Source organism: Brevundimonas diminuta (assembly GCF_022654015.1).
GTDB lineage: Bacteria > Pseudomonadota > Alphaproteobacteria > Caulobacterales > Caulobacteraceae > Brevundimonas > Brevundimonas diminuta_C.
On the sequence record NZ_CP073063.1, the window covers coordinates 1222593 to 1246327 of the forward strand.

Annotated in this window: 25 protein-coding genes; 5 read left to right on the forward strand and 20 right to left on the reverse strand. The window is 67.8% G+C overall.

The annotated features are described in order from the left end of the window. Positions 1–217 precede the first annotated feature (217 nt). The 6 genes from argS to xseA all read right to left on the reverse strand — a co-directional run bounded on the left by argS (position 218) and on the right by xseA (position 6137). Positions 218–2020: an arginine--tRNA ligase gene (argS, locus tag KAK88_RS05950; protein ID WP_242078273.1), complete on the reverse strand. Its 1803-nt coding sequence runs from the start codon at positions 2018–2020 to the stop codon at positions 218–220. Further along, complete coding sequence (locus tag KAK88_RS05955; protein WP_242078274.1) at positions 2020–2706, reverse strand: Tat pathway signal sequence domain protein; 687 nt, start codon at positions 2704–2706, stop codon at positions 2020–2022. Before KAK88_RS05955 ends, argS begins: the two co-directional genes overlap by 1 nt. Positions 2707–2814: 108 nt before the next feature. Next, complete coding sequence (locus KAK88_RS05960; protein WP_242078275.1) at positions 2815–3258, reverse strand: PaaI family thioesterase; 444 nt, start codon at positions 3256–3258, stop codon at positions 2815–2817. A 74-nt stretch (positions 3259–3332) separates the two neighbouring features. Continuing rightward, complete coding sequence (locus KAK88_RS05965) at positions 3333–3899, reverse strand: DUF3035 domain-containing protein (RefSeq protein ID WP_242078276.1); 567 nt, start codon at positions 3897–3899, stop codon at positions 3333–3335. A gap of 71 nt (positions 3900–3970) precedes the next feature. Further along, positions 3971–4477 carry a signal peptidase II gene (gene lspA / locus KAK88_RS05970; RefSeq protein WP_055804071.1) on the reverse strand — a complete coding sequence of 169 codons (507 nt, stop codon included), beginning with the start codon at positions 4475–4477 and terminating at the stop codon, positions 3971–3973. A gap of 64 nt (positions 4478–4541) precedes the next feature. Then, positions 4542–6137, reverse strand: a complete 1596-nt coding sequence (gene xseA, locus KAK88_RS05975; protein WP_242078277.1) for an exodeoxyribonuclease VII large subunit — start codon at positions 6135–6137, stop codon at positions 4542–4544. Positions 6138–6202: 65 nt separating this feature from the next. Between xseA and KAK88_RS05980 the strand changes: the two genes are divergently transcribed. The 3 genes from KAK88_RS05980 (at position 6203) to purD (ending at position 8160) form a co-directional block, all read left to right on the forward strand. After that, positions 6203–6364 carry a hypothetical protein gene (locus tag KAK88_RS05980; protein WP_167334148.1) on the forward strand — a complete coding sequence of 54 codons (162 nt, stop codon included), beginning with the start codon at positions 6203–6205 and terminating at the stop codon, positions 6362–6364. Positions 6365–6380: 16 nt separating this feature from the next. Then, on the forward strand, positions 6381–6812 hold the full coding sequence (locus KAK88_RS05985) for a PRC-barrel domain-containing protein (protein ID WP_242078278.1): 432 nt from the start codon (positions 6381–6383) through the stop codon (positions 6810–6812). Positions 6813–6885: 73 nt separating this feature from the next. Next, positions 6886–8160 (forward strand): phosphoribosylamine--glycine ligase, encoded by a 1275-nt coding sequence (gene purD, locus KAK88_RS05990; RefSeq protein WP_242078279.1) that lies wholly within the window; start codon positions 6886–6888, stop codon positions 8158–8160. Positions 8161–8163: 3 nt separating this feature from the next. On the opposite strand, the gene KAK88_RS05995 is transcribed toward purD, so the two are convergent. Beyond that, entirely contained in the window at positions 8164–8856 is a 693-nt protein-coding gene (locus tag KAK88_RS05995; protein ID WP_066552138.1) for a murein L,D-transpeptidase catalytic domain family protein, read from the reverse strand. Positions 8857–8970: 114 nt separating this feature from the next. Between KAK88_RS05995 and KAK88_RS06000 the strand changes: the two genes are divergently transcribed. Then, entirely contained in the window at positions 8971–10296 is a 1326-nt protein-coding gene (locus KAK88_RS06000; protein ID WP_242078280.1) for a metal-dependent hydrolase family protein, read from the forward strand. On the opposite strand, the gene lpxK is transcribed toward KAK88_RS06000, so the two are convergent. Genes lpxK through KAK88_RS06025 form a run of 5 tightly spaced genes read right to left on the reverse strand, consistent with a single transcriptional unit; the run spans position 10281 to position 15659 of the window. Then, complete coding sequence (gene lpxK / locus KAK88_RS06005) at positions 10281–11297, reverse strand: tetraacyldisaccharide 4'-kinase (RefSeq protein ID WP_242078565.1); 1017 nt, start codon at positions 11295–11297, stop codon at positions 10281–10283. The genes KAK88_RS06000 and lpxK overlap by 16 nt on opposite strands. Beyond that, positions 11294–12586, reverse strand: a complete 1293-nt coding sequence (locus KAK88_RS06010; RefSeq protein WP_242078281.1) for a 3-deoxy-D-manno-octulosonic acid transferase — start codon at positions 12584–12586, stop codon at positions 11294–11296. The genes lpxK and KAK88_RS06010 overlap by 4 nt, the downstream gene beginning before the upstream one ends. Positions 12587–12596: 10 nt before the next feature. Then, the gene (locus KAK88_RS06015) at positions 12597–13280 is read right to left on the reverse strand and encodes a lysophospholipid acyltransferase family protein (protein ID WP_242078282.1); all 684 of its coding nucleotides are present in this window, start codon (positions 13278–13280) and stop codon (positions 12597–12599) included. Continuing rightward, positions 13277–15106, reverse strand: a complete 1830-nt coding sequence (locus KAK88_RS06020) for an ABC transporter ATP-binding protein (RefSeq protein ID WP_242078283.1) — start codon at positions 15104–15106, stop codon at positions 13277–13279. Before KAK88_RS06020 ends, KAK88_RS06015 begins: the two co-directional genes overlap by 4 nt. Positions 15107–15137: 31 nt before the next feature. Beyond that, complete coding sequence (locus tag KAK88_RS06025; RefSeq protein WP_242078284.1) at positions 15138–15659, reverse strand: hypothetical protein; 522 nt, start codon at positions 15657–15659, stop codon at positions 15138–15140. A gap of 88 nt (positions 15660–15747) precedes the next feature. Between KAK88_RS06025 and KAK88_RS06030 the strand changes: the two genes are divergently transcribed. Next, a complete protein-coding gene (locus KAK88_RS06030; protein ID WP_242078285.1) occupies positions 15748–16413 on the forward strand; it encodes a fused DSP-PTPase phosphatase/NAD kinase-like protein in 666 nt (221 codons plus the stop codon). 6 nt (positions 16414–16419) lie between these two features. On the opposite strand, the gene KAK88_RS06035 is transcribed toward KAK88_RS06030, so the two are convergent. The 8 genes from KAK88_RS06035 to KAK88_RS06070 all read right to left on the reverse strand — a co-directional run bounded on the left by KAK88_RS06035 (position 16420) and on the right by KAK88_RS06070 (position 23730). Then, complete coding sequence (locus tag KAK88_RS06035; protein WP_242078286.1) at positions 16420–16632, reverse strand: hypothetical protein; 213 nt, start codon at positions 16630–16632, stop codon at positions 16420–16422. Between the two features lie 77 nt (positions 16633–16709). Then, positions 16710–16955, reverse strand: a complete 246-nt coding sequence (locus tag KAK88_RS06040; RefSeq protein WP_017505336.1) for a DUF4170 domain-containing protein — start codon at positions 16953–16955, stop codon at positions 16710–16712. Positions 16956–17066: 111 nt separating this feature from the next. Next, entirely contained in the window at positions 17067–17864 is a 798-nt protein-coding gene (locus KAK88_RS06045) for a 3'(2'),5'-bisphosphate nucleotidase CysQ (RefSeq protein WP_242078287.1), read from the reverse strand. After that, positions 17861–19216: a TldD/PmbA family protein gene (locus KAK88_RS06050; RefSeq protein WP_242078288.1), complete on the reverse strand. Its 1356-nt coding sequence runs from the start codon at positions 19214–19216 to the stop codon at positions 17861–17863. Before KAK88_RS06050 ends, KAK88_RS06045 begins: the two co-directional genes overlap by 4 nt. A gap of 39 nt (positions 19217–19255) precedes the next feature. After that, on the reverse strand, positions 19256–19663 hold the full coding sequence (locus KAK88_RS06055; RefSeq protein WP_055753303.1) for an MAPEG family protein: 408 nt from the start codon (positions 19661–19663) through the stop codon (positions 19256–19258). A gap of 3 nt (positions 19664–19666) precedes the next feature. Then, positions 19667–21436, reverse strand: coding sequence for a M14 family metallopeptidase (locus tag KAK88_RS06060; RefSeq protein ID WP_242078289.1), 1770 nt, complete (start codon positions 21434–21436; stop codon positions 19667–19669). A 101-nt stretch (positions 21437–21537) separates the two neighbouring features. Further along, positions 21538–22170, reverse strand: coding sequence for a hypothetical protein (locus tag KAK88_RS06065; protein ID WP_242078290.1), 633 nt, complete (start codon positions 22168–22170; stop codon positions 21538–21540). A gap of 30 nt (positions 22171–22200) precedes the next feature. Further along, the gene (locus tag KAK88_RS06070; protein ID WP_091748060.1) at positions 22201–23730 is read right to left on the reverse strand and encodes a UbiD family decarboxylase; all 1530 of its coding nucleotides are present in this window, start codon (positions 23728–23730) and stop codon (positions 22201–22203) included. Between the last annotated feature and the right edge of the window lie 5 nt (positions 23731–23735).

Sequence of the window (23735 nt, forward strand, 5' to 3'; positions counted from 1 at the left end):
GAGCGGCTCCGTAACGGCCGCCAGCCTAAAGGATCAGGTTCGAGGCGTCATCCGAAACGGCGATCCTCCCCCGCATGGTGGGGGAGGGGGACCATGCGCATCATGGTGGAGGGGGCGAAAACAGGCTCGGTTCTGACCGGCGGGCGGCGGGCGTATCCGCTCCCTCCACCGCTTCGCGGTCCCCCTCCCCCGTGAACGGGGGAGGATCGAGACCTGCTTACATCCGCTCAGGCGTGTCGATGCCCAACAAGCTCAACGCGATTTCAAGCTGGCGCAGAGCCGCAGCAGACAGGGCCAGACGCGAGCGTTTGGTCGCTTCGTCCGGCGCGATCAGCACGGGGCAGGCGGCGTAGAACTTCGAGAAGGACTGGGCCACGCGATAGGCGTGTTCGGCGACCAGATGCGGCATCCGCTTGTCGTAGGCGTCCGACACGGCCGTCGAGAAGGCGTCAAGCGTCAGGGCCAGATCGCGCTCCGCCGGTTCGGCGATGACGATGGCGCCGGGCGTCAGTCCCTGTTCGGCGCCCTTGCGCAGCAGGGATTTGATACGGACCGACTGATACAGAAGATACGGCCCGGTCTTGCCTTCGAAGCTCATGAAGCGGTCGAGATCGAAGACGTAGCTGGTCGTGCGCGCGTTCGCCAGGTCGGCGAACTTCAGGGCCGCGATGGCCACCTTGTGCGCGATGGCCTCGAACTCTTCCGGCGACAGGTCGTCGCCCAGCTTGGCCTCGTGAAGACGCTCGCGCGCCTTTTCGGTCGCCTGATCGATCAGGTCGCGTAGCTTCAGCACCCCCCCCGCGCGGGTCTTGAAGGGTTTGCCGTCCTGTCCGTTCATCGTGCCGAAGCCGAGATGCTCCAGCGCGCCCTCTGCGGCGTAACCGGCCAGATAGGCGGCGCGGAAGACCTGTTCGAAATGCTCGGCCTGGCGTTCGTCGACGACATAGAGGGCGAGATCGGGCGACAGGGCCTTCTTGCGGTCCAGGATCGTGGCCAGGTCGGTCGTGCCGTACATGGCCGAACCTTCCGAGCTGATGACCAGCAGGGGCGGGGGGGACGGGGCCTCGATCACCGAGCCGTCGGCCAGCTTTTTCTTGCGCGTCTCGCCGGGCTTGGCGACGTGGACCACCTGGGCGCCGTCGTCCTCGACCAGCAGGCCGGTCTTTTTCAGATGCGCCAGCATTTCCGGCATCTGCGGATCGGCGTCGCTTTCACCGTTCCACAGGTCGAAATCGACCGACAGGTCGCCGTATTCGCGCTTCAGCGCCTCACGGCTGACCGCCACGAAATGCTGCCACAGCGCGCGATAGCCTGAACGTCCGTTCTGGAGTTCCGCCGTCGCCTTGCGGGCGCGGTCGCGGAAGGCCCGATCCTCCTTGGCCTTGCCGGCGGCCTGCGGATAAAGGCGGTCCAGGTCGGCCAGGGTGACCGGGCTTTCGGCCGGGAAGGGGCCGTCACCTTCGGCCATAAAGGCCTCGGCTAGGCCTTCGTCGCCGCAGGCGACGATCAGCAGGCCCATCTGGAAGCCCCAGTCGCCGAAGTGGGCGTCGCCGGTGACATGGTCGCCGCGAAAGCGGAACAACCGCTTCAGGCTCTCGCCGATGATGGCGCTGCGCAGATGGCCGACGTGCATCGGCTTGGCGACGTTGGGACCGCCGTAGTCGATGACCACCTGACGAGGCTCGGCCACAGTCGCGGCCCCCGCGTGGGCGGCGTCGTTCGCCACCTCGGTCGCGCGTTCGGCCAGCAGCGCGTCGGAGAGTTTCAGATTGATGAAGCCGGGTCCGGCGACCTCAACCGAGGCGAAACGCGCATCCGCGCTTAGCCGCTCGGCGATCTTGCCGGCCAGTTCGCGCGGATTGGCCTTCAGCGCCTTGGCGGCGGCGAGCGCGCCATTGGACTGGAAATCGGCCAGGTCAGGGCGGTCCGACGCGGTGACGCGGGCCAGGGCCGGGGCCACGCCTTCGGCGGCGAAGGCGGCGGCGACCGCTTCGCTGAGGACGGTCTTCAGATCAGACATTATTGGCTCGGTGCGGAGGCAGGCGCGGGGGCGGCCGGCGTCGTGCCGGCGTTGACGCGGAAGCGGCTGCCCGAGCGATTGAACTCGGCCATTTCCGGCGTCACGTCGAAACCGACCAGGATTTCGAAGTTGCTGCCGCTTGTCTCGATGCCGGCGCGCGGAATGACGATGGTGCGCTTTTCTGTGACCGAGGCGGTGCGCTGGCCTTCGAAGTTCACCGGCAGGTCGAAATATTCCTTGGACAGGATGGCGTTGTTCCGCTCCGTCACCGCGATCCAGTAGCGGTAGGTGCGCTGCTCGCCCGTCGCCTGTGGTCCGCGGCCCAGGTTGAACAGCACGTCCATGTCGACGCGAATCGGATCGGCCTCGCGATATTCGCAGTCCGAAGAGATGCCTTCGATCTCGCCGGTGTAGCCGACATTGGCTACGGCGGCGCGGCCGCCTTCCAGCTCGACGTAGCGGGCGGCGTCGTAGAGGATCTTCACATAGGGGCAGGGGCCGGCGTTGGCGCGGCGACGCAGGGGGGCGATGCGCGGCGCGCGCGACGGCGCGGCGTCTTCACCCGAGGCCTGCTGCTGTTGCCCGCTGCGCTCGCGTTGACGCTGGGAGGTCTGGGCCTCGGCGGCGACGGGCAGGATGGAGGCCGCGATGGAGAGGGCGGCCAGGGCGGTGAACACGCGACGCATCAGCTTATTTTTCCGACAGCGAGAGAGGGCGCACGACGATCGGCGGCCGATCATCAACGCTCGCCGCTGATAGCGGCTAAAGCGAGGCGCGGCAAACGCTTGCTGCCCTCAGCGCTCCATCACCAGGCAGGTCGAGGTCGCGGTCGCGTAGAGCTTGCCGTCCAGGCCGCGCAGATCGGCCTCCGAGAAGGCCGCGCGGCGACCGGCCTGAACGATCCGACCCTCGGCCCGAACCGGCGTGCCGGCCGTCAGCGCCTTGTGAAAAACGGTCTTCAGCTCCAGCGTCATATAGGTCTGGCCCGGCCGAAGCGTGGAATGCACGACGCAGCCGCAGGCCGAGTCGAGCACCGTCGCGATCCAGCCGCCATGCACGGTGCCGAGCGGATTATAGACGGCGGTGGTGGGGATAGCCTCGAACACCACGCGGCCTTCTTCCACTTCGGTCAGCTCGAAACCGACGGTGCGGGCGATGGGCGCGATGAAGCCGCCCGTCATGCCCAGGCGCAGCTGGTCGATCCCGGACAGGGCGGCGATATCGACGGTTTCGGTCATGCAAACGGCTCCTGATCAGGTCCGTTTACAATAAGGACGGACGCCCTCGTGGCAAGCGTCCGTCGTATCGGTTCTTACAGGCCTGGCAGTTTGAAGCCGCTGCCGCGACGTGGCTGGATCGTGATGGCCTGCTGGCCGCCGGTCAGGGCCTGGAGGCGGGCGGCCTCGGTCGAGGCGTCGATGGTCTTCTGGCCTTCGGCGGTCTGACGAACCGTTGGCGCCTGGGTCGAAGCGTCGTCCTTGCGCCAGAACATCAGGCGGTTGGCGAAGCTTTCGTCCTTGTGCGCCAGATCGCCGAACTCGTCATCGACGACATAGCGGGCCAGCGGGTCGGCCTGCTCGCCGCCGGCCTGGGCCACCAACACCTGTTCGCCCGGCGTGCGGGTGACGGCCTGACGCTGACCCAGAAGGATCTGACGCGCGGCGCTTTCCGGGGCCAGCTCCTGCGGGCGCGGCTGGCCCGGCGCGGGCGGACGCAGGCCGTATTCCGGCGGAACGCTGAGCGGGGCGGTCGAGACGGTGACGAACTCGTCCGGCACCACCTTGGTCAGGCCGATGCCCTGTTTGATGCCGCCGCAGGCCGAGACGGCGAGCGCGGAGGAGGCGACGAGGGTCAGGACGGCGACACTGCGGATACGCATGGTTTCAGGCTCTGGTCGGCTGATGCAGGAAGCGCCGCGATGGCGCAGTCGGCATAGTGAAGACGGGGTGATTACGACTTTTCGACGGCCGCGCCAACCTTGGCGGGTTTGTCAGACACCAGACTGTCGATGATCAGCAGCACGACGCCGATGGTGATGGCGCTGTCGGCGACGTTGAACACCCAGGGAAAGACGCCGGTGCCCGAGAAGTCGATGAAATCGACCACATAACCGAAGCGGATCCGGTCGATCACATTGCCCAGCGCTCCGCCCATGACGAAGCCGATCGCGGTGATCAGCAGGCGACGGTTCGACTGCGTCGCCCACCACGCCAGGCCGGCCGAGACGACGATGGAGAAGATGGCCAGGCCCCAGCGGGCTTCGCCGCCGCCGAACAGGCCGAAGCTGACGCCGGTGTTCTCGACCCAGCTAAAGTTCAGGATCGGCGGGAAGACGGGGATGCGGCCGACTTCCTGCAGCGACAGGCCGCTGATGATCCAGGCCTTGGTCAGCTGATCCAGAACGATGATCAGGAGGGCGAACACATAGGCGGTGACGGCGAGGCGCGTGATCTTCATGCGGCGCCGTTAGCAGGAAGCGGCGCCGGGGCGAAGCGGAAAACGCGGATCATATCCGCCGCCGTCAGAACAGGCTGCCCTGATCGGCGGCGGAAGGCTTCGGCTTGGCCGCCGGACGCGGCGGGAACGGACGGGGTTCGCCGCCGTCGATTGTCGCGGGCTGAACGCCGTCGCCGAACACCAGCCGGACCGCCTGACCCGCCTCCAGCGCCTTGGCCGAGGTGATCCAAGCGCCGTCTGAATCTTCAACGCGGGCGAAGCCGGGCTTGGGGCGGCCGGGGTCCAGGGTCGTCAGCGCGCGCGACAGCGCCGCCAGGCGAACCGTCTCACGTTCCAGTCGATGCTTGGGAAAGGCATCCAACCGCGCACCGACGGCTTCAAGCCGGGCTTGACGCTGGTCTAGCCGTCGATGCAGCGGTTCGGGCGACAGGCGGGCCGAGACCTGCAACAATCGCCGCTCGCCGCGCGCCACGCCCGCCTGAAGCGCGGCGCCCAACCGGTCGCCGGCGCCGCGCAGCCGATCCTGCCCCCGCTCGATCCGCGTGCGCAGCAGGGCCGGGCTCAGCTTGCCGCCGGTCACCGCCAGATGCCGCTCGTGCAGAGCGACGTTGCGTTGCAAGCCCGATCCCAGCCGGCTCGACACATGGTCCAGCCGTTGTTGCGCCAGGGCCAGCAGGTCCTCGGGCCGCGCCGGCAGACCGCGCGCCACCGCCCGCAGGCGCGTGCGTCGATCCTCGATCAGCCGTCCGCCCGCCTGCACCATGCGCCGGTCCATGTCGGCGACGGCATAGCGCAGGTCCGCCAGCACCGGCGTCGCCATTTCGGCCGCGCCCGTCGGGGTCGGCGCCCGGCGATCCGAGACGAAGTCGATCAGGGTGGTGTCGGTCTCGTGCCCCACGGCCGAGATGATCGGAATGCGCGCCGCCGCCACGGTCCGCGCCAGGCCTTCGTCGTTGAAGCACCACAGGTCCTCGACCGACCCGCCGCCGCGCGCGACGATCAGCAGGTCGGGGCGGGGGATCGGCCCGTCCGCAGTCATCGCATCAAAGCCGCGGATGGCGTTCGATACCTGGCCGCAGGCCGATTCGCCCTGAACGACCACAGGCCAGACGATGACGCGGCAGGGCCAGCGTTCTGCGATCCGGTGCAGCACGTCGCGGATCACCGCGCCAGTCGGGCTGGTGATCACGCCGATGGTCGCGGGAAAGGCGGGCAGGGGCTTCTTGCGACCCGGCTCGAACAGACCTTCCTCACGCAGGCGGACCTTCAGCCGCTCCAACTGGGCCAGCAGGGCGCCGGCGCCGGCCGCCTCCATGCTCTCGATCACGATCTGATAGGATGACCGCGCCGGATAGGAGGTGATCTTGCCGGTGACGATGACCTCAAGCCCTGCTTCTGGCTGGACGCCCAGGCCGCGCACCGATCCCTTCCACACCACGCCGTCGATGGCTGACTTGTCGTCCTTCAGCGTCAGATAGACGTGGCCCGATGCGTGGCGGTTGACCTTGGAGACCTCGCCGCGCAGCCGCACATGGCCGAAACGGTCTTCCAGCGTGCGCTTCAGCGCGAACGACAACTCCGAGATCGACAGGGGCGGATTGTTGTCGCGAGGGGCAGGGACCTCGGCCGGGCCTTCGAATACGTAGGAGTCGTCGCTCATGGGGCCCACCCTAGCCTGCGTCGATCCGTCCGGGAACGCTGCGCGCGCCCTGTCGTTCGACTTTCATGCCCGCCGACCCGCCCGGAACCGATCCTTCTGACCGCGACCCGCACGAGCGCGATCTGTCGCGCCGCGCCGGGGGCGGCGGGGCCATGAGCCCGTGGCTGATCATCGGCTGCATCATTCTGCTGGGGCTCGGCGTCTATGTCGTCTCGGCGCTGCTCTAATGCCCAAGGAGGCCGTATGAACCGCTTCGTCCCGCTCGCCGCCGTGCTTTGCCTGACCGGCGGCGTCGTCGCCTGCTCGGATCGCGACGACGATGTGGTCCAGGCCCCTGCGCCCGGCGCGGCGCCCGTGGCCTTTCCGGGCCAGCAGGCCGATGCCGCCGCCTCGAACGCCGCCTTGGCCTTCAACATGACCCGCGACCAACTGGAAGACGCGGATCTGTATTCGCGCGCCAACGTCGATCTGGGCGACGTGGAAACCTTGGTGCTGGACGCCTCGGGCGCCCTGACCCATCTGGTCGTCGAACTGGAGGGACCCGGCGACATGAAGGTGCTGGTTCCGGTCGCGGATGTGTCTCCGATCGACCGCAACGGCGACCGGGATCTGGTTACCGATCTGACGCCCGGTCAGCTTCAGGCCCTGCCGGCCTGGACCCCACCAGCGCGCTGATAGGACGCTGAATGCGGCGTTAAGTCTGACGGGCGCTTGACCGGCCGGCGCCGGCCGGTCATTGCCCGATCTCATGAACATTCTTCTCGTCGGATCGGGCGGCCGCGAACACGCCCTGGCCTGGAAGATCGCCCAGTCGCCGCTGGTCACGCGCCTAGTGGCGGCACCAGGCAACCCCGGCATTGAGAAGCTGTGCGAGCTGCGCGCCATCAAGGCGGACGACGCCGACGGCCTGGCCGCCCTGGCCAGAGAGATCAAGGCCGACCTGGTCGTCGTGGGGCCCGAGGTGGCGTTGGCCGCTGGTCTTGCCGACCGTCTGGCTTCAGCCGGCATTCCGTGCTTCGGGCCGACCGCCAAGGCGGCGCAGCTGGAAACCTCCAAGGCTTTTTCGAAGGGCTTTCTTGAGCGCCACGAGATCCCGACCGCCGGTTACGGCGTCTATGACACGGTCAAGGACGCCAAGGCGGCGCTGGACGTGTTCCGACCGCCCTATGTCATCAAGGCCGACGGCCTGGCCGCCGGCAAGGGCGTGGCCATCAGCCCCGATCGCCCCGACGCCGAGGCCGAAATCGAGCGCATGCTGGGCGGCCGGTTCGGCGCGGCCGGCGCTCGCGTCGTGATCGAGGAGTTCATGGACGGCGAGGAAGGCTCGCTGTTCGCCCTGTGCGACGGTCAACGCGCCCTGTTGTTCGGCGGCGCCCAGGACCACAAGCGCGCCTTCGACGGCGACCTTGGCCCCAACACCGGCGGCATGGGCGCCTATTCGCCCGCGCCTGTCTTTACGCCCGAGCTGGTGCAGCAGGCCGACGCGCTGATCGTCCAGCCGACGATACGCAAGATGGCCGAAGAGGGCGCGCCCTATCGCGGCGTCCTCTACGCCGGCCTGATGGCGACCCAGGACGGCCCCAAGGTGGTCGAGTTCAACGCCCGCTTCGGCGACCCGGAATGCCAGGTCCTGATGATGCGGATGGCGGGCGACATCGTGCCCTATCTGCTGGGCTGCGCGCGCGGCGACGTCTCGGGACTGGCTTCGCCCGCCTTCAAGCCTCAGACGGTGATCTGCGTGGTCATGGCGGCCAAGGGCTATCCCGATAGCCCGCTGGAAGGCTCGATCATCCGCGGCGCCGATCAGGACTTCGGCCCCCACGTCCAGGTCTTCCATGCCGGGACGAAGCGCCGCGACGACGGCTTGCTGGCCGCCTCGGGCGGCCGCGTCCTGAACGTCTGCGCCGAGGGCGACGACATCGCCCAGGCCCGCGAACGCGCCTATGCCGCCATCAAGAAGATCGACTGGCCAGGCGGCTTCAACCGCTCCGACATCGGCTGGCGCGCGCTGGAGCGGGGCTGAAGCCTACGCCGCTGCGAACAGCAGTCGGCCTTCGCCCATGCGTTCACGCAAGGCCGGCAGGTCGGTGTGGGCGACCGAGAAACAGCCGTAGCTGCGACCCAGCTTGCCTTCACGCGCCAGGAAGTCGGGATCGGCATAGTCTGCGCCGTGGACGATGATGGCCCGCTCGCGCGCCTTGTCGTTGGAATATTCCAGCCCGTCCAGCAGCACGTTCGGCCCCTGTTGCGCGCCCCAGTTGGCGCCCGCGGTCGCATAGGCGCCGATCGAGGACATGTTGGAATCCGGCGTATTGGAAAAGCGCTGGGCATAGCCGGTGTGGCTGGGGTCCGATCCTCGACCGTGGCAGGTGCGCAGCACCTTCACTTCACCCGCGATGAGGTCGACTTCGTACAGCCGCTCCTCGCCCGAGAATTTCTGGAAATCGACCAGATACATCCGGTCGCGCAGAGGCAAGCGGTGATGATGGGTGTCCAGCGCGGTCATGGCGCGCTCCATCAGTTCCTTGCGAACGTGACCGCGTGGATCCAGCGGTGGCGGCGTCAGGGCGGAGGTCTGGACCGTGGGCAGACCGACCTGCGGCATGGCGATCGGAGTCCCGTTCTGAGCCGTCGTCAGCGGCGCCGTAGCGCTCGCACTGGCGCATCCCGCCAGCATGGCCGATCCGCCCAGAATAAGTCCTCGTCTCGATAGCCGCATGCGACGCCCTCGTTGCGGTTGGTCTTGAGGCGTGTTTGTTTCAGTTGGTTACGGGCGAGGCAACCTGAGCCTTGTGGGGCATTTTTGCGGCCGACGCGTCGCGGGGAGAGATCGATGAAACGTTTCGGAATCGCGCTGGCGGCGCTGATGGCGTCGGCGGCAAGCGCTCATGCCCAGCAAACCCCCGTGTCCACAGGCGTTTCGACGCAACCCGACACAACGTTCGTTGAAGCCGGAAGGTTGCTTGCTGATCCATCGAACGGCGTTGTGCAGCGCGATAAAACTCTCGTGATCAGAGGGAACCAGATCGTCGAAGTGCGCGACGGCTTCGTCGGCGATGCCTCTCAGGGCAAGGTCGTGGACCTGCGCCAAGCCTTCATCCTGCCCGGCTTGATCGACAGCCACGTCCATCTGACGAGCCAGCAGAACCCGAACGCACGCCTTGAAGAGGTGACGCTTTCAGACGCGGATCAGGCGATGGTCGGCGCCCGCTATGCGCGTCGCACCCTGATGGCCGGTTTTACGACGGTGGCGGATCTCGGCGCCTCGAACCAGGCCATCTTCGCCCTGCGGAACGCGGTCAGGAACGGCGACGTGCCGGGACCGCGCATCATTGCGGCAGGGTCGTCGGTGTCGATCCACGGCGGGCATGGCGACATCAACGGCTATCGCGAGGACGTCATGCACCTGCTGTCGTCCGAGAGCATCTGCTCGGGGCCTGAGGACTGCATGCGGGCCGTGCGCACCCAGGTTCGCGCCGGCGCCGACATCATCAAGATCACCGCGACGGGCGGCGTGCTGTCTAACACCGCCGCCGGCCTGAACCAGCAGTTCAGCGACGACGAACTGTCCGCCATCGTCGGCAGCGCCCACCGCATGGGCCGCCAGGTGACCGCGCACGCCCACGGGGTGGACGGCATCAACGCCTTCCTACGGGCCGGCGGCGATTCCATCGAACACGGGACCTATCTGGACGATCAGTCGATCCGCCTGTTCAAGTCGAACGGCGCCTGGCTGATCCCGACCCTGCTGGCCGGGGATTTCGTTGCGCGCATCGCCTCGGGACCCGACAACTTCTTCACCCCCGCCCAGACGGCCAAGGCGCTGGAGGCCGGGCCCAAGATGCTGGACATGGCGCGCCGCGCGCATGAAGGCGGGGTCAAGATCGCCTTCGGCACCGACTCGGGCGTCTCGGCCCACGGCGACAACGCCCAGGAGTTCGCGCTTCTGGTCCGCGCCGGCCTGAGCCCGCTCGAGGCCATCCAGGCCGCCACGGTCGGCGCCGCCGAACACCTGCGCATCGCCAATGAGGCCGGGAAGATCGCCGTAGGCATGCCTGCCGACATCGTCGCCGTCTCGGGCGATCCGCTGACGGACGTGACCGAGCTGGAGCGGATGAAGTTCGTGATGAAGTCCGGCGTGGTCTATCGCGCCGACTGAATCCTGTCCTTCAGGAAGGCGGCGAAAGCCGCCTCGTCCTCGAACCGGGCGACGACCGGCCAGGCGACGACATCTTTGCGCTGCTCGGGCGTCAGCCGGACCCAGTCCTTTTCCGTCGTGACCAGGCCGGCGTCGAACACCGCCGCCCGGTCCGTCAGGAACGTCATGTCGGCGGCGCTGTAGGCCGCATGGTCGGGAAAGGGGACGAAGTCGATCAGGTCGCAGCCCGCCGCCTTCAGCGAGCGCTCGACCTTCCAGGGCTTGGCGATGCCGCCGAACCCGACCTGGGGCCCCGACGGCGGCGGCCCCTCGGGCGTCAGGCGCGCGACGAAGACGGGCAGGGCGCCGAAGACCGCCAGCAGTTCGGGATCGGCCTCTTCGACATCGGTCGGGAGCATGACCACGACGGCGTCGGCGCGCGCCAGCCCGGCCTTCAGCGGCTCGCGCATGGGGCCGGACGGAAAGACCGATCCGTCGCCGAACGGCCATTCGTCGCCGCGCGTCTCGCCGTCCACTACGATCAGGCTGACGGTCTTTTCCAGGGCCGGGTTCTGATGGCCGTCGTCCAGCACCAGAGCCTGCGCGCCGTCTGCGACGGCGGCCTTGGCGCCCGCCACACGATCGCGCGCGATCCAGACCGGCGTCCCCTGCGCCAGCATCAGCGGCTCGTCCCCGACATCGTCGGCCGTATGGATTTGAGGATCGACCCGAACCGGTCCTTCCAACCGCCCGCCATAGCCGCGCGACAGGCCATGCGCCTCGACACCCGCCGCGCGCAGCAGCCGCAAGGTTTCGCGCGCGACTGGCGTCTTGCCTGATCCGCCGACCGTCAGATTGCCGACCGAGATGACCGCGCAGCCGGGGTCGGCGGGCGCCGTCTTGGCGATCCGACGCGCCGTCACGGCGGCCCAGATCCAGCCCAGCGGTTTCAGCGCCGTGCGTGTCATCCGGGCGTGGTTGCTGTCGCGCACATACCACCAGCGCGGCGTGTTCAGCTTCATCGCCGGCCCTGCCTCTGCGGCATCAGCGGCGACAGCAGCGCCCACAGTCGCTCCAGCCCGCCTCCGGCCTCGACCGCCGCGCGTCGTCCCCGCTCGCCCATGGCCCTGGCCGCGTTCAGGTCTTCCAGCAGCGGCTCGATCACGCCGGGCAGGTCGGACGGCGCCTGAACCAGGGCCAGGCCCCCCGCCTCGACCAGCGCCGCCGTCACCGGCGCCCAGTTGGATGCATCCGGCCCCGTGATCGTCGGCTTGCCCAGCCGCGCGGGCTCCAGCGGATTATGCCCGCCGACGGGCGGCAGGCCGATGGCGGGCGCGAACGAGCCGCCCATCACCACCACGTCGGCGAGGCGCAGAAACAGGCCCATCTCGTTCAGGGTGTCGGCCAGATAGATGTCGGTGTCCGGCCCGATCGTCTCGCCGCGCGAACGCATGGCGAAGGCGTAGCCGTCGCATTGCAGGGCTTGGGCGATGTGCGCCCCTCGCTCGGGATGGCGTGGCGTCAGGATCAGGCAGACACGCTCGCTCAGATGGTCCAGCGCCCGCACGATGGCGATCTCTTCGCCCTCATGGGTGCTGGCGGCGACGATCACCGGCCGGTCGCCGATGGCGGCGCTCAAACGGCTGAAGGCGGCGGGGTCGTGGGGCAGGGCCTCGCCGGACAGTTTCAGGTTCACAAGCCCGTCGATCCGCGCGCCCATGCCCTCCAGCCGCTGGGCCGAGACCGCATCCTGCGGCAGGATCAGATCAAAGGCGCCGGTCAGCGCCTGTGCCGAGGCCGGAAATCGCGCCCAGCCCTCGACCGTCTTTTCCGTGATCCGGGCGCTGACCAGGGCCAGTTTTACGCCCCGCCGACGCGCCTCCAGCAACAGATTGGGCCACAGTTCGCTCTCGACGAAGACCGCCAGATTGGGCCGCCAATGGTCCAGGAACCGCTCGACCACGCCCGGCGCATCGACCGGCGCATACTGGTGGATCACGCCCGCCGGCAGCCGTTCGGTCAGAATCTGCGCCGAGGTCACGGTGCTGGAGGTGACCAGAACGGTCAGGTCTGGACGCGCCTTCGTGAGCCGCTCGACCACAGGCAGCAGCGACAGGCTCTCGCCCACGCTGACGCCGTGCAGCCAGACCAGATCGCCGGCAGGGCGCGGGGTGCGGGTGAAGCCCATCCGCTCGTCCACCCGTACGGGGTCTTCCTTACCCCGCCTGGCGCGCGCATCCAGCAGGCGCGGGGCCAGCGGCTCCAGCGCGCGCGTCGCCAGCCGATAGGCGATCAGCGGCAAGGGCGTCACGGCTGCGTCCTCACGGCTTCAGGCCCGTGATCGCATCGGCCCGTGCTTCGACGGCGTTCAGCCGCGCGGTCCAGTCGACGACAACATCGCCCATGTCCGCGTCAGCGGGATAGTCGGCGCGGTCCCACACGATGGCGCCCTTGCCGAAGGGCAGGGGCAGCACGGCCCGGTCCCAACTGTCCAGGCGGATCGCGGGATTGCACGACATGCCGATGAACAGCACCGGCGCCTTGGACAACTTCGCCATCAGGGGCAGGCCCTCGGCCATGACATTGGCCGGGCCGCGCGGCCCGTCCGGCGTGATGGCCAAGGCGCCGACCTTCAACTGTTTCAATCCGTCACGCAGCGCCTGGGTGCCGCCCTTGGCCTTCTCGGCTTTGTCCTTGTTGGCCGAGGATCCGCGCACGGCGGGAAAGCCCTGACGCGCCACCGCCTTGGCGATGAACTCGCCGTCGGCCGAAAGGGAGATCAGCGCCTTGGCCGGCTGCGCCCGGTCCAGCGGCCAGCATGACGGCGACAGGCCGATCCGTGAATGCCAGAACACGCACAGCACGCCGCCGCCCTGCGTCCAGACGGCCTCAGCGGCCTGCTGGTTTTCGTGCGTCCAGCGGATGGTGGAAAAGCAGAACTGCATCCACTTCGCCAGGGTCCAGGCCAGGGCCGACTGGACCGCCGGATTGCGAAGCGGCCTCATGCGACCGTCTCGACGCTGGGCGCGGCGCCGTCCAGCGACTGCTGGCGCGCCAGGCGGGAATACAGGCCGCCCTTGGCGACCAAGGCGTCGTGCGAGCCTTCCTCGACCACCCGGCCGGCCTCGATCACATAGATGCGGTCGGCGTTCCGGACAGTGGACAGGCGGTGGGCGATCATCAGGGTGGCGCGTCCCTGCATCAGCCGTTCCAACGCCGCCTGGACCAGGGCCTCGCTCTCAGTGTCCAGGGCGCTGGTGGCCTCGTCCAACAGCAGGATCGGCGCATCCTTGACGAAGGCACGGGCGATGGCGATCCGCTGGCGCTGACCGCCGGACAGGCGCAGGCCCGCCTCGCCCGCGCGGGTCGCATACCCTTCAGGCAGGGCCGTGATGAAGTCGTGGGCGGCGGCGGACCGCGCCGCGTCCTCGATCTGCGCCTGCGTCGCGCCCGGCCGGCCATAGGCGATGTTCGCGGCGATGGTGTCGTCGAACAGGAAGGGCTCCTGTGTCACCAGGGCGATATGGTCGCGCAGATCATGGATGCGAAGCGCCCGCACGTCGGCGCCGTTGATCGTCACCGCCCCGCCGGTCACATCGTAGAAGCGCGGCAGCAGGCTCAGGATCGTGCTCTTGCCGCCGCCCGAAGGCCCGACCAGAGCCACAGTCTCGCCCGGCGCGACCCGCAGGGAGACCGCGTCCAGCGTCGGCGCATCGGTCCCGGCGTAGGCGAAGGACACCTTGTTCAGCACAATCTCCACCGGCCCGGCGGCCAGCGGCGCGGCGTCGGCCGCCTCGCGGATTTCCGGCTGGATGTCCAGGGCGCCGAACAGGCGGCGGGCGGCGGTGAAACCCTCGCTCATGACCGTCGCCAGATTGGTCACCTGACGCAGGGCCTGCCCGGCGGCCAGCAGCATGCCGATGAAGGCGGCGAACCCGCCCACGGTCATGTCGCCTGACTGCGCCCGCCATCCGGCGTAGGCCATGACGGCGGCGACGACGATATAGGCGACCAGATCGCTGGACGGACCGGCGAAGGCGCGGGCGTTGGCGCCCTTGATGACGTGGCGCTGGCGACGGGCGACCACCTCGGCGACGCGGTCCTGTTCGGCGGCCTCGCGGTTTTCGATCTTGATCAGGCGAACCCCGTCCAGGTTCTCCATCAGGGCGGTGGACAGGTTTTCGGTCTCGGCCATGGCGCCGACGGCGGCCTTGCGCGTCTTGCGCCCGAACCGGCGCAGCACCAGCGCCACCAGCGGCACGCCCAGCAACACGACGATTGTCAGCTGCCAGTCGATGAAGCCCATGTAGATCAGCACCGCGATCAGGGTCAGCAGGTTCTGGGTGTAGTTGACCACGCCCGAGGTGAAGGCCTCGCGCACCATATTGGCGTCGAACAGCACCGAGGAGACGAAGCCGCCCGAGTGCTGACTGCGTAAACGCGCCAGATCCGCGCGGATCATGGCGCCGAACAAACGGATCTGGATGTCGCCGACGATGGTGTGACCCAGCCGGTTGACCAGAGCCGCCTGACCCAGCGCGGCCAGGGTCCGCGCAATGGCGACAGTCAGGATGGCGACCGGGATCCAGACGACGGCCTTGTTCGCCGGAAAGGTCACCAGGCCGAACAGACTGATCGGCTTGGTCCCGCCCAGGAACAGACCATTGACCGCCGGCTCCAGCAGCTTCAGCAGCGCCGCCGTCAGCAGGCCGGTCGTCGCGGCACACAGGACCGACAGGATCAGCGATCCCTTGTGCTTGGACAGATAGTCGCGCCAAATCCGCGCCAGCAGGGCGCGCAGCGGCATGGTTTCGGAGGCGGCGACGGTCATCGGCTCTCGGTCGTCCGAGCCGCCCTTCAAGTCAAGGCTTGTCCGGCGACGGTTCCAGGGCACGGCCCGGCTCGTCGGCGCGGATCAGGGTTTCGCCAGGCGCTTCCTGGATCCTGACGGCGGGCGGAACCGTGGGATTGGACGCGTATCGACGGCCGTCGAAAGGCACGGCGGCCTCATAGCCTTCGGTGATTCCGCCGCCCGCGACATAGACGCCCAGATCCCGTCGGCCATGGGTCTGTCGCTCCAGCAGCCGGATCGGCGCGCGCGCGACGCTGATCTCGCCGACCGAGCGATAGGTCGCGCCGGTGCGGTCGAGCACCAGCAGCCGGCATCCGCCCGAGCCGCACCAGTTGGGGCCGGTCAGATAGACCAGGGTCATGGCCCCATCCGGCGTGATCGCGGCCGTATAGCGGGTGGTGTCCAGCGCCTCCTTGGCCCGGTCACGCAGATAGGCGATCAGGGCAGGGTCTTCGGGCGGCGGCGTTTGGGCGGCGGCCGCGCCGGCCCACAGGCTGGCGACTACGACGGCGGTTGCGGCGAGGGTTCTCATCGGGCTGTTCTCCGGTCTCGACGAACATTCCAACGCATCAGGATCGAGATCGGATGACGCGGCGGCGCCCAATCGCTATCTGGCGGGCATGGCGCGCTTCGACCTCTCGACCGCGATGGGCCGTTTTCGGGCGCATTGGCATTATTTCTGGGCCGACCACGCGTTTTTGCGCGTGGCCTTTTCCAACGCACACTGGCTGGGCCCGGATCTGGTACGCACCAATCAGCCGTCGCCGCGCCAGCTGGCCTATTGGAAAAAGAAGGGCGTCAAGACGGTCATCAATCTGCGTGGTCAGCGGGATGAGGGCTATTACTGGCTGGAGAAGGACGCTTGCGAGCGGCTGGGCCTGACCCTAATCGACGCGCCGCTGGATTCGCGCGATCCGCCCGAGACGGTGCGCATCCACCGCGCGCGCGAGCTGTTCAGGACGATCCAGTACCCGGTGCTGATCCACTGCAAGTCCGGCGCGGATCGGGCGGGGATGATGGCGGTCTTCTATCGCCACTTCCACCTGGGCGAGCCGATCTCGGTCGCCATGAAGCAGCTCTCTAAGAAATATCTGCACTCCCGCGAGGGGCTGACCGGGGTGCTGGACTATACGCTGGAGAAATACGTCAACGAGATCGAGCCGAAGGGCATCAGCTTCATCGATTGGGTCGACAGCCCCGACTACGACCCCAAGGCCATCCGCGCCGAGTTCAAGGCCGGCTGGTGGGGCACGCTGCTGACCGACAAGCTGCTGCGGCGCGAGTAGGGGGCTTCAGCCCCAGGGACCGGTTTTCGGCTCGTCGCCGCCTTCGCCGTTCGCGCGGGCCTCGGCGGCGAGTTCGGCGTCGCGACGCGCCTTGCGGTCGGCCTCCCACCGTTTGAACCAGCGATCGTAGTAGATGTGGCCGCGCAGCGAAAAGCTGAACAGCGCCAGCACGGCCAGCAGGCTGACTAGTTGGAAGATCTGTTGCGGTTCAAGGTTCATCGTCGTGCTCGCCTACAGATCGAAACGTCGGATCGAGGAGCCGGTTCGGCTCCTCGATGTCGCACTCAATCCTCAGATCAGGCCGCGTCGCCGCGCGGATCGATCAGCTTGTGGGCGTGCAGGATGAAATAGCGCATGTGGGCGTTGTCCACGGTCGCCTGGGCGCGCGCCTTCCAGGCCTTCTTGGCTTCGTCATAGCTACCGAAAGCGCCGACGAACTCGACCTGCGACAGGTCGCGGAAGGTCGGCTCGCCTAGGTGACGAAGCTCGCCGCCGATCACGATGTGCAGAAGTTGCGGCGGGACGGCGTTCTGATCGGTCATCGGAAATCCTGAAGGCTGGGCCGGAGGGCGTTGGGGGGAGGGAGGTTTGCGCGCGGCATAGGCCGAGAACGCCCTCGGATCAATCTGGGCCGGGGTTTTTCCGTCCCCGCCTTAGGTCGAAAGCGGCACGTTTTTACAGCGCCGCACGATCATCGGCTGGATGATCGGGGCCGCGCAGACTAGGCTGGCCTGACGCGGATCAGGTCGGTTGAACGCCCATGGCCGCCCGTGGTGATCGCTGACCTTGGCGCCGGCTTCGGTCGCGATCAGCCAACCCGCAGCGACGTCCCAGTCCCATTTCGGCGTCAAGGCCAGGGCGGCGTCAAAGGCGCCGGCGGCGACCAGCGCCATCCGATAGGCCAGGGCGTTGCGCTTTTCGAACCGCATAGAAGGCCACGGTTCGTCGTCGAAATAGGGCGCTTCGATCAGTCGCGCATCGCCCAGGATCGAGGCGTCTTCCAGCGTATCGATATCCGAGGCGTGGATGGGTTTGCCGTTACGTCGGGCCCCGCCGCCACGCGTCGCCACATAGGTCTCGTCCACCTCGGGTGCATGGATGACGGCGGCGACGACCTCGCCGTCCTCGATCACGGCGATGGGCACGCACCACCACGGCGTCCGCTTCATGTAGGCGACGGTGCCGTCGATGGGATCGACCACGAAGATGCGTCGTTTTGACAGGCGCTCGGCCGTATCCGCCGTCTCTTCCGACAACCAACCATAGTCGGGCCGCGCCGACAGCAGCCTGTCCCGCAGCATGGCATCGACCTTCAGGTCGCCGCTGGTGACGGGCGAGCCGCCGACCTTGGACTCGATCGTCAAGCCCGCCTCACGCTCGGCGATGGCCAGCGCCCCGGCGTCGATGGCCGCCTGGCGGATCAGGTCGAGGTCGGCGTGCAAGTCGATCATTTGCCCGCGATGGCCACCGCGTCGAACATCAGGCTGGGCACGTTGAACCCGCCCCGGAACTCCAGGTCCGAGCCGCGCTCGAGGCGCTGATAGAGGTCGGTCAGCTTGCCCGCGACCGTGACCTCGCTGACCGGATAGGCGATCACGCCGTTCACGAACCAGAAGCCTGACACTCCGGCGGACCAGTCGCCGGTGTTGCCGTTCAGCGACGGGCCGAACATCGACGTCACCAGAAGGCCGGTCCCGGCGTCGGCCATCAGGCCCGCCAGATCGCGCTCGCCCGGCTCCATATGAAGATTGTGGGTGGAGACGCCGGAAGGTCCTGCCAGCCCCCGCGACGCATGGCCGGTGGTTGCCAGGCCCAGTTGCCTAGCCGAGGCGCTGTTCAACAGCCAGGTGGTCAGGACGCCGTCGTCGAACAGGGCGCGCTTTTCGACCGCTACGCCTTCGTCGTCGAACGGGGTCGATCCCATGCCGCGCGGGCGGAACGGATCGTCGATCAGGGTGACGCCCTCGGCGAAGACGCGCTGACCCATGCGGTCCTTCAGGAACGAGGTGCCGCGCGCGATCGAAGGGCCGGAAATTGCGCCGATGGCCGGCGACACGATCTGGCCCGCCATCCGGTTGTCGAAGATCACGGGCGCGGTGGTCGAGGCGATCTTGCGCGGGCCGACGCGCGCCACGGCGCGCTCGCCGGCGGTGCGGCCGATCAGGTCGGCGCCCGGCAGGTCGGACAGATGGCGGGTCGAACGGCTCTCGCCGCCGCGCTCCATCGCGCCGTCCTTTTCGGCGATGACGCCGACGCCCAGCGAAAAGGCCGAACCTTCATAGGCGCCGTCGAACCCATGAGAGGTCACCAGCCGCCAGCGGGTGGACGACCAGCCGGCGTGGCCGCCTTCCGACCGCGCCACGCCGGGGACCGCCAGGGCCGCCGCCTCGGCCTCGGCCGAGACCTGTTCCAGAGTTTCTGCGCTGCGTTCGCTCGGATCGAACAGGTCAAGATCGATGAACGGCCGCCGCGCCAGCCGATCTTCGGGTGCGAAACCCGCGTGGGGATCTTCCGGCGCCAGCCGCGCCATGGCCACGGCCCGCTCGACCAAGCGCGCCTGGGTCGTCGGCGAAAGGTCCGAGGCGGATACGGACGCCTGCCGTTGGCCCACGAACACGCGCAGGCCCAGGTCGCGCGATTCCTCACGTTCGACGTCTTCCAGCTCGCCGTTGCGCACCCCGACCGACAGGGATCGGCGATCGGCGCTGACCGCCTCTGCGGCGTCGGCGCCGGCCTTCAGCGCGGCCTTGACGATGTCGTTGAGAAGATCGGTGGAAACGGGCGCAGCCAGGGTTTCAGTCATGCCCCGATATGGCGGACGCCCCGCTGCACCGCAACCGCGTCAGACGACGGCGAACGCGATCAGGCCCACAGCGGCCGTCAACAGCGCCACCCAGGTCAGCAGCATGCCGACGACGCGTCCCAGCGACGGCCCGGTCTGCAGGAGCAGTCCCAGGGCGTGGGCGACCCGACCGACGAACAGCGTCGCGCCGACCCCGTGGATCATCCAGGCCGGCGCGCCGACGGCGGCCAGCAGCAGCATGGCGATCATGCCCGGCGTCGCATATTCCACCAGATTGCCGAAGGCGCGGCTGGCGGCCATCAGATCCGCGTTCCCGCCGTCGCCGAACGACACCATGTGTTTTCGCCGCCCGCTGACCACGATGCCCGACAGCACCAGCATCATCAGGATCAGCAGGCCGCTCCACAGGGCGGCGGCCTGAACGGCGTACATCAGCGGCGTGGTCATCGATCAGTCCTCACGCCCGACGGGGTAGAGCAGATAGTGGTCGTCATAGAAGGGCGTGCGTTCGTAGAACCAGGCCAGGCGCGCCTGCGGATCGGCGGCGAAGGCGGCGTCGCCTGCGACCTTGGCCTCGAACTCGGCCTTCAACGCCGGGTCCGCCGCCATCATCTTGTCCGCAAGCGGGGCGATGGCGTAGGCCTCGATGTATTCGACGCGGCTCATCACCTCGGGGAACATGCCCCAGCCGAAGAAGCTCTCGCTGGATTGCGGCTCCAGCAGCAGCACGACGATGTCGCCCAGCGGCTGATCCGTCGGCACCCGCACCGAGCCGGTCGGATACGTCCAGTCACGCTTCTCGACCTCGACGGTCTTCACCGACGCCTGCACGTGACCTTCATTGGCGCGGGTCGCCAGCTTGGGCTCGACCAGGCGCAGCATGGACAGGTTGACGGTGCGCGCAGTCTCGACCGTCTCCATTTCGATTCCGTGCGTCTTCAGCCGCTCGATGATGTCGGTGCGATAGCCCGGCACCCAATAGGCCGTCGGCCGCGTCAGGGTCAGCGTCGGCTTGGAGCCATAGAAGGGCATCTGCCACAGTTCGGGATCGGGACGGCCCAGCCAGCGGATCTCCTTCCGACCCGAGGCGGGACTGTCATACATCTCGTACAGCATGCCTTTGAAGGGTCGGGTGGATGACGGCGTTTCGTCGGCCTCGAAATTGGCGGGGATCTGCGCCGGACGCAGAGCCTTGTCCTGATCCGTGGCGGCGCGAAGACCGGCGCCCTGATCGGCCAGCAGACGCATCGCCTCCTCGATGAAGACATAGGTGCCCAGTACCCGCTGCTCATGCGGTTTCAAGCTGTGGTTTTCGATCAGGATCGTCGGCACATGGGCGGCCGCGCCCCAACCGTTGGAGAACCGCTCGCCCAGGCCGCCGTCCGACAGGCCCTTCTTGGGTTCGTCGACGTCGATGCCGAACACCAGTTCGCCGGGAATATGACCCTCGCGCTCCAGCGCAGCGTTCATCGCCGGCTTGAAGACGGAATCCAGCCAGGCCGAGCCGTTCGGCGAGCGGCTGAAGGTCCCGTCCTCGCCGTTGAAGCCGTAGGTGACGTCGTACTGGTAATCCATGCCGTCGGTGACGTGGACGTCGACATAGAGGTCCGGCCGGTATTTCAGGATCAGGCCGCGCACGGCCCGCATCTCGGGCTGGTCCAGCTTCAGATAGTCGCGGTTCAGGTTCTGGTTGGTCGCCGTATTGCGCCAGCCCTGGATGCGCGGTCCGCGCTGGTTCGGCCGGGAATAGGGGCCCGAACGCTCATGGCCGTCCACGCTCAGGATCGGGATCAGGATCAGGTTGACCCGGTCCAGCAGGGCGTCCTTCCCATAGAAGGCGATGTCGCGCAGCAGCATCATGCCCGCGTCCTTGCCGTCGATCTCGCCGGGGTGGATGCCGGCCTGGATCATCAGCACCGGCTTTGCGGGATCGAAGGCGGCGCCGTCCTTGGAGGCGATCACCGCATAGATGGGCCGTCCCTCTGGCGACACGCCGAACTGTTCGATGCGGATCAGGTCGCTGGCGGCGTCCAGTCGATCGAACCAGGCGCGGGTGTCGACATAGTTGGGGCTGAAGTCATGGCCCGGATCGGCCTCGAACGCCGTGACCCAAGGATCAGACGCATCGCGCAGCAAGGCCTTGGACGCGCCGTCCCAGGCGGGGGCGGGCGGCAGGAAGGCTTGATCCCAAGGTGCGGTGTTGGGAAGCGTCTGGGACATGGCGGGGCTCACGCTACAGGCAAGGGCGGCGACCAGCGCCGAAACCAGAAGAGGGGACTGCATGGCCTTTCGTGAGCCGATTGCGCGGCCCTGACAAGGTTTCAACCGCCGCCGCCCAGCGCGGGCGCCCAGCCGCCGGCCTTGAGCAGCAGGGCCGCCGCGTTCCCCATCTGCCAGAGACTGTAGAGCAGAACGACGACCAGGGCGCCGACCGCAACCCGGCGCCACGGCGCGAACGCCGCCGTCGCCGTGCCGATCACGAAGATGGCGACCCCGACCCACAACCGCACCGAGTCGGCGATCTTGGCGAAGCCGGGATTGAGCTGGGCCAGGATGATCACAATCACCGCCACGATCAGATTGGCCGCCAGGATGCAGCCGAACACCAGTCGCCGATGCGACCAGAAATGCGCGTCCAGATCGATCTTTTGGTCGCTGCCCTCGGCCGAAACGCGCGGGAAGGTCACGCTGGCGGCGACATAGAAGGTTGCGGCGATGGCCAGTGAGATCAGCAGCACGAAGGTGTTGAACGGCGCCCCGCGGAAGATGACCCAGGCCTGGTTCCAGAAGGTGGCGATGTCGATGGCCACGAACAGGGCTAGCATCGGCGTCAGCCAGCCGAACCGGATCCGCTGCTTCTCATGCAGCACCCGCGCGAACCCGCCGACCAATTCGGCCACGGACAGGCCCAGCAACAGGCCGTAAAAGCTGAAAAAGAACTCGAACGCGCTCACATCGCCCCCCGGCGTCACCAAAAGCCAAGCTTACTTCCAGATCGGCGTCCCGTCACCCGGCAGGCCGAGACGGCCCCACAGGTCGTTGACCCGTTCGACGACCGCTTCGTCCATGCGAATCTCCTCGCCCCATTCGCGCTTAGTCTCGGGCGGCCACTTGTCGGTGGCGTCCAGGCCGATCTTGGAGCCCAGTCCGCTCTCGGGGCTGGCGAAGTCCAGATAGTCGATGGGCGTCGACTCGATCACGGTGATGTCGCGCGCCGGGTCCATCTTGGTCGAGATGGCCCACATGACGTCCTTCCAGTCGCGGGCGTCGATGTCGTCGTCCACGACGATGACCCATTTGGTGTACATGAACTGGCGCAGATAGCTCCAGACGCCCAGCATCACCCGCTTGGCGTGGCCCGGATAGGCCTTCTTCATCGACACCACGGCGATCCGGTAGCTGCAGCCCTCGGGCGGCAGCCAGAAGTCCGTGATCTCCGGAAATTGCTGGCGCAGCAGGGGAATGAAGACCTCGTTCAGCGCCTCGCCCAGCACGCTCGGCTCGTCCGGCGGCCGGCCGGTGAAGGTGGTCAGATAGATGGGGTCGCGGCGCATGGTGATCGCGCTGACCTTGAAGACCGGAAACTTCTCGACCGAGTTGTAATAGCCGGTGTGGTCGCCATACGGACCCTCGTCCTCGAACTCGTCCAGCAGAACATGGCCCTCCAGCACGATCTCGGCCTGGGCCGGGACCATCAGCGGCACGGTCTTGCAGGGCACAAGCTCGGCCTTGGCGCCTCGCATCAGGCCGGCGAACTGATATTCCGACAGGGTGTCCGGCACCGGCGTCACCGCCGCCAGGATGGTGCCCGGATCGGCGCCCAGCACAACGGCGCAGGGCAGCGGCTCCTTGGGCCGGGCCTTCTTGTGCCGGGCATAGTGTTGCGCCCCGCCCCGATGCGCCAGCCAGCGCATGATCGCCTTGTCCTTGCCCAGCACCTGCATCCGATAGATGCCCAGGTTGAAGTCGTCCTCGCGGTCGTCCGACGGCCCCTTTGTCACGACCAGGCCCCAGGTGATCAGGGGCGCCGGCTCGCCGGGCCAGCATGATTGGACGGGCAGGGCGGTCAGGTCGATCTGGTCGCCCTTCAGCACCACCTCCTGCACCGGCGCCTTCTTCACCGTCTTGGGCCGCATCGACAGGACGGTCTGCATCAGCGGCAGCATCTCCATCGCGTCGCCCAGACCGCGCGGCGGCGTTGGGTTTCTCAGGAAGGCCAGCAGTTCCCCGACCTCGCGCAGTTCGCCCGCCGTCGTCCGGTCCTTGCCCTCCAGCGTCACCCCCATGGCCACCCGCTTCACCGTGCCGAACAGATTGGCCAGGCAGGGGATGGGACTGATCGTGCCGTCCGGCATGACCGGCTTTTCGAACAGCACCGCCGGTCCGCCATTCCTTAGCAGGCGGGTCTGGATCTCGGTCATCTCCAGCACGGTGGAAACGGGTTCGGACACCCGCACCAGCTCGCCCTTGGCTTCCAGCTGGTCGATGAAGTCACGCAGGGATTTGTAGGCCATGCCGC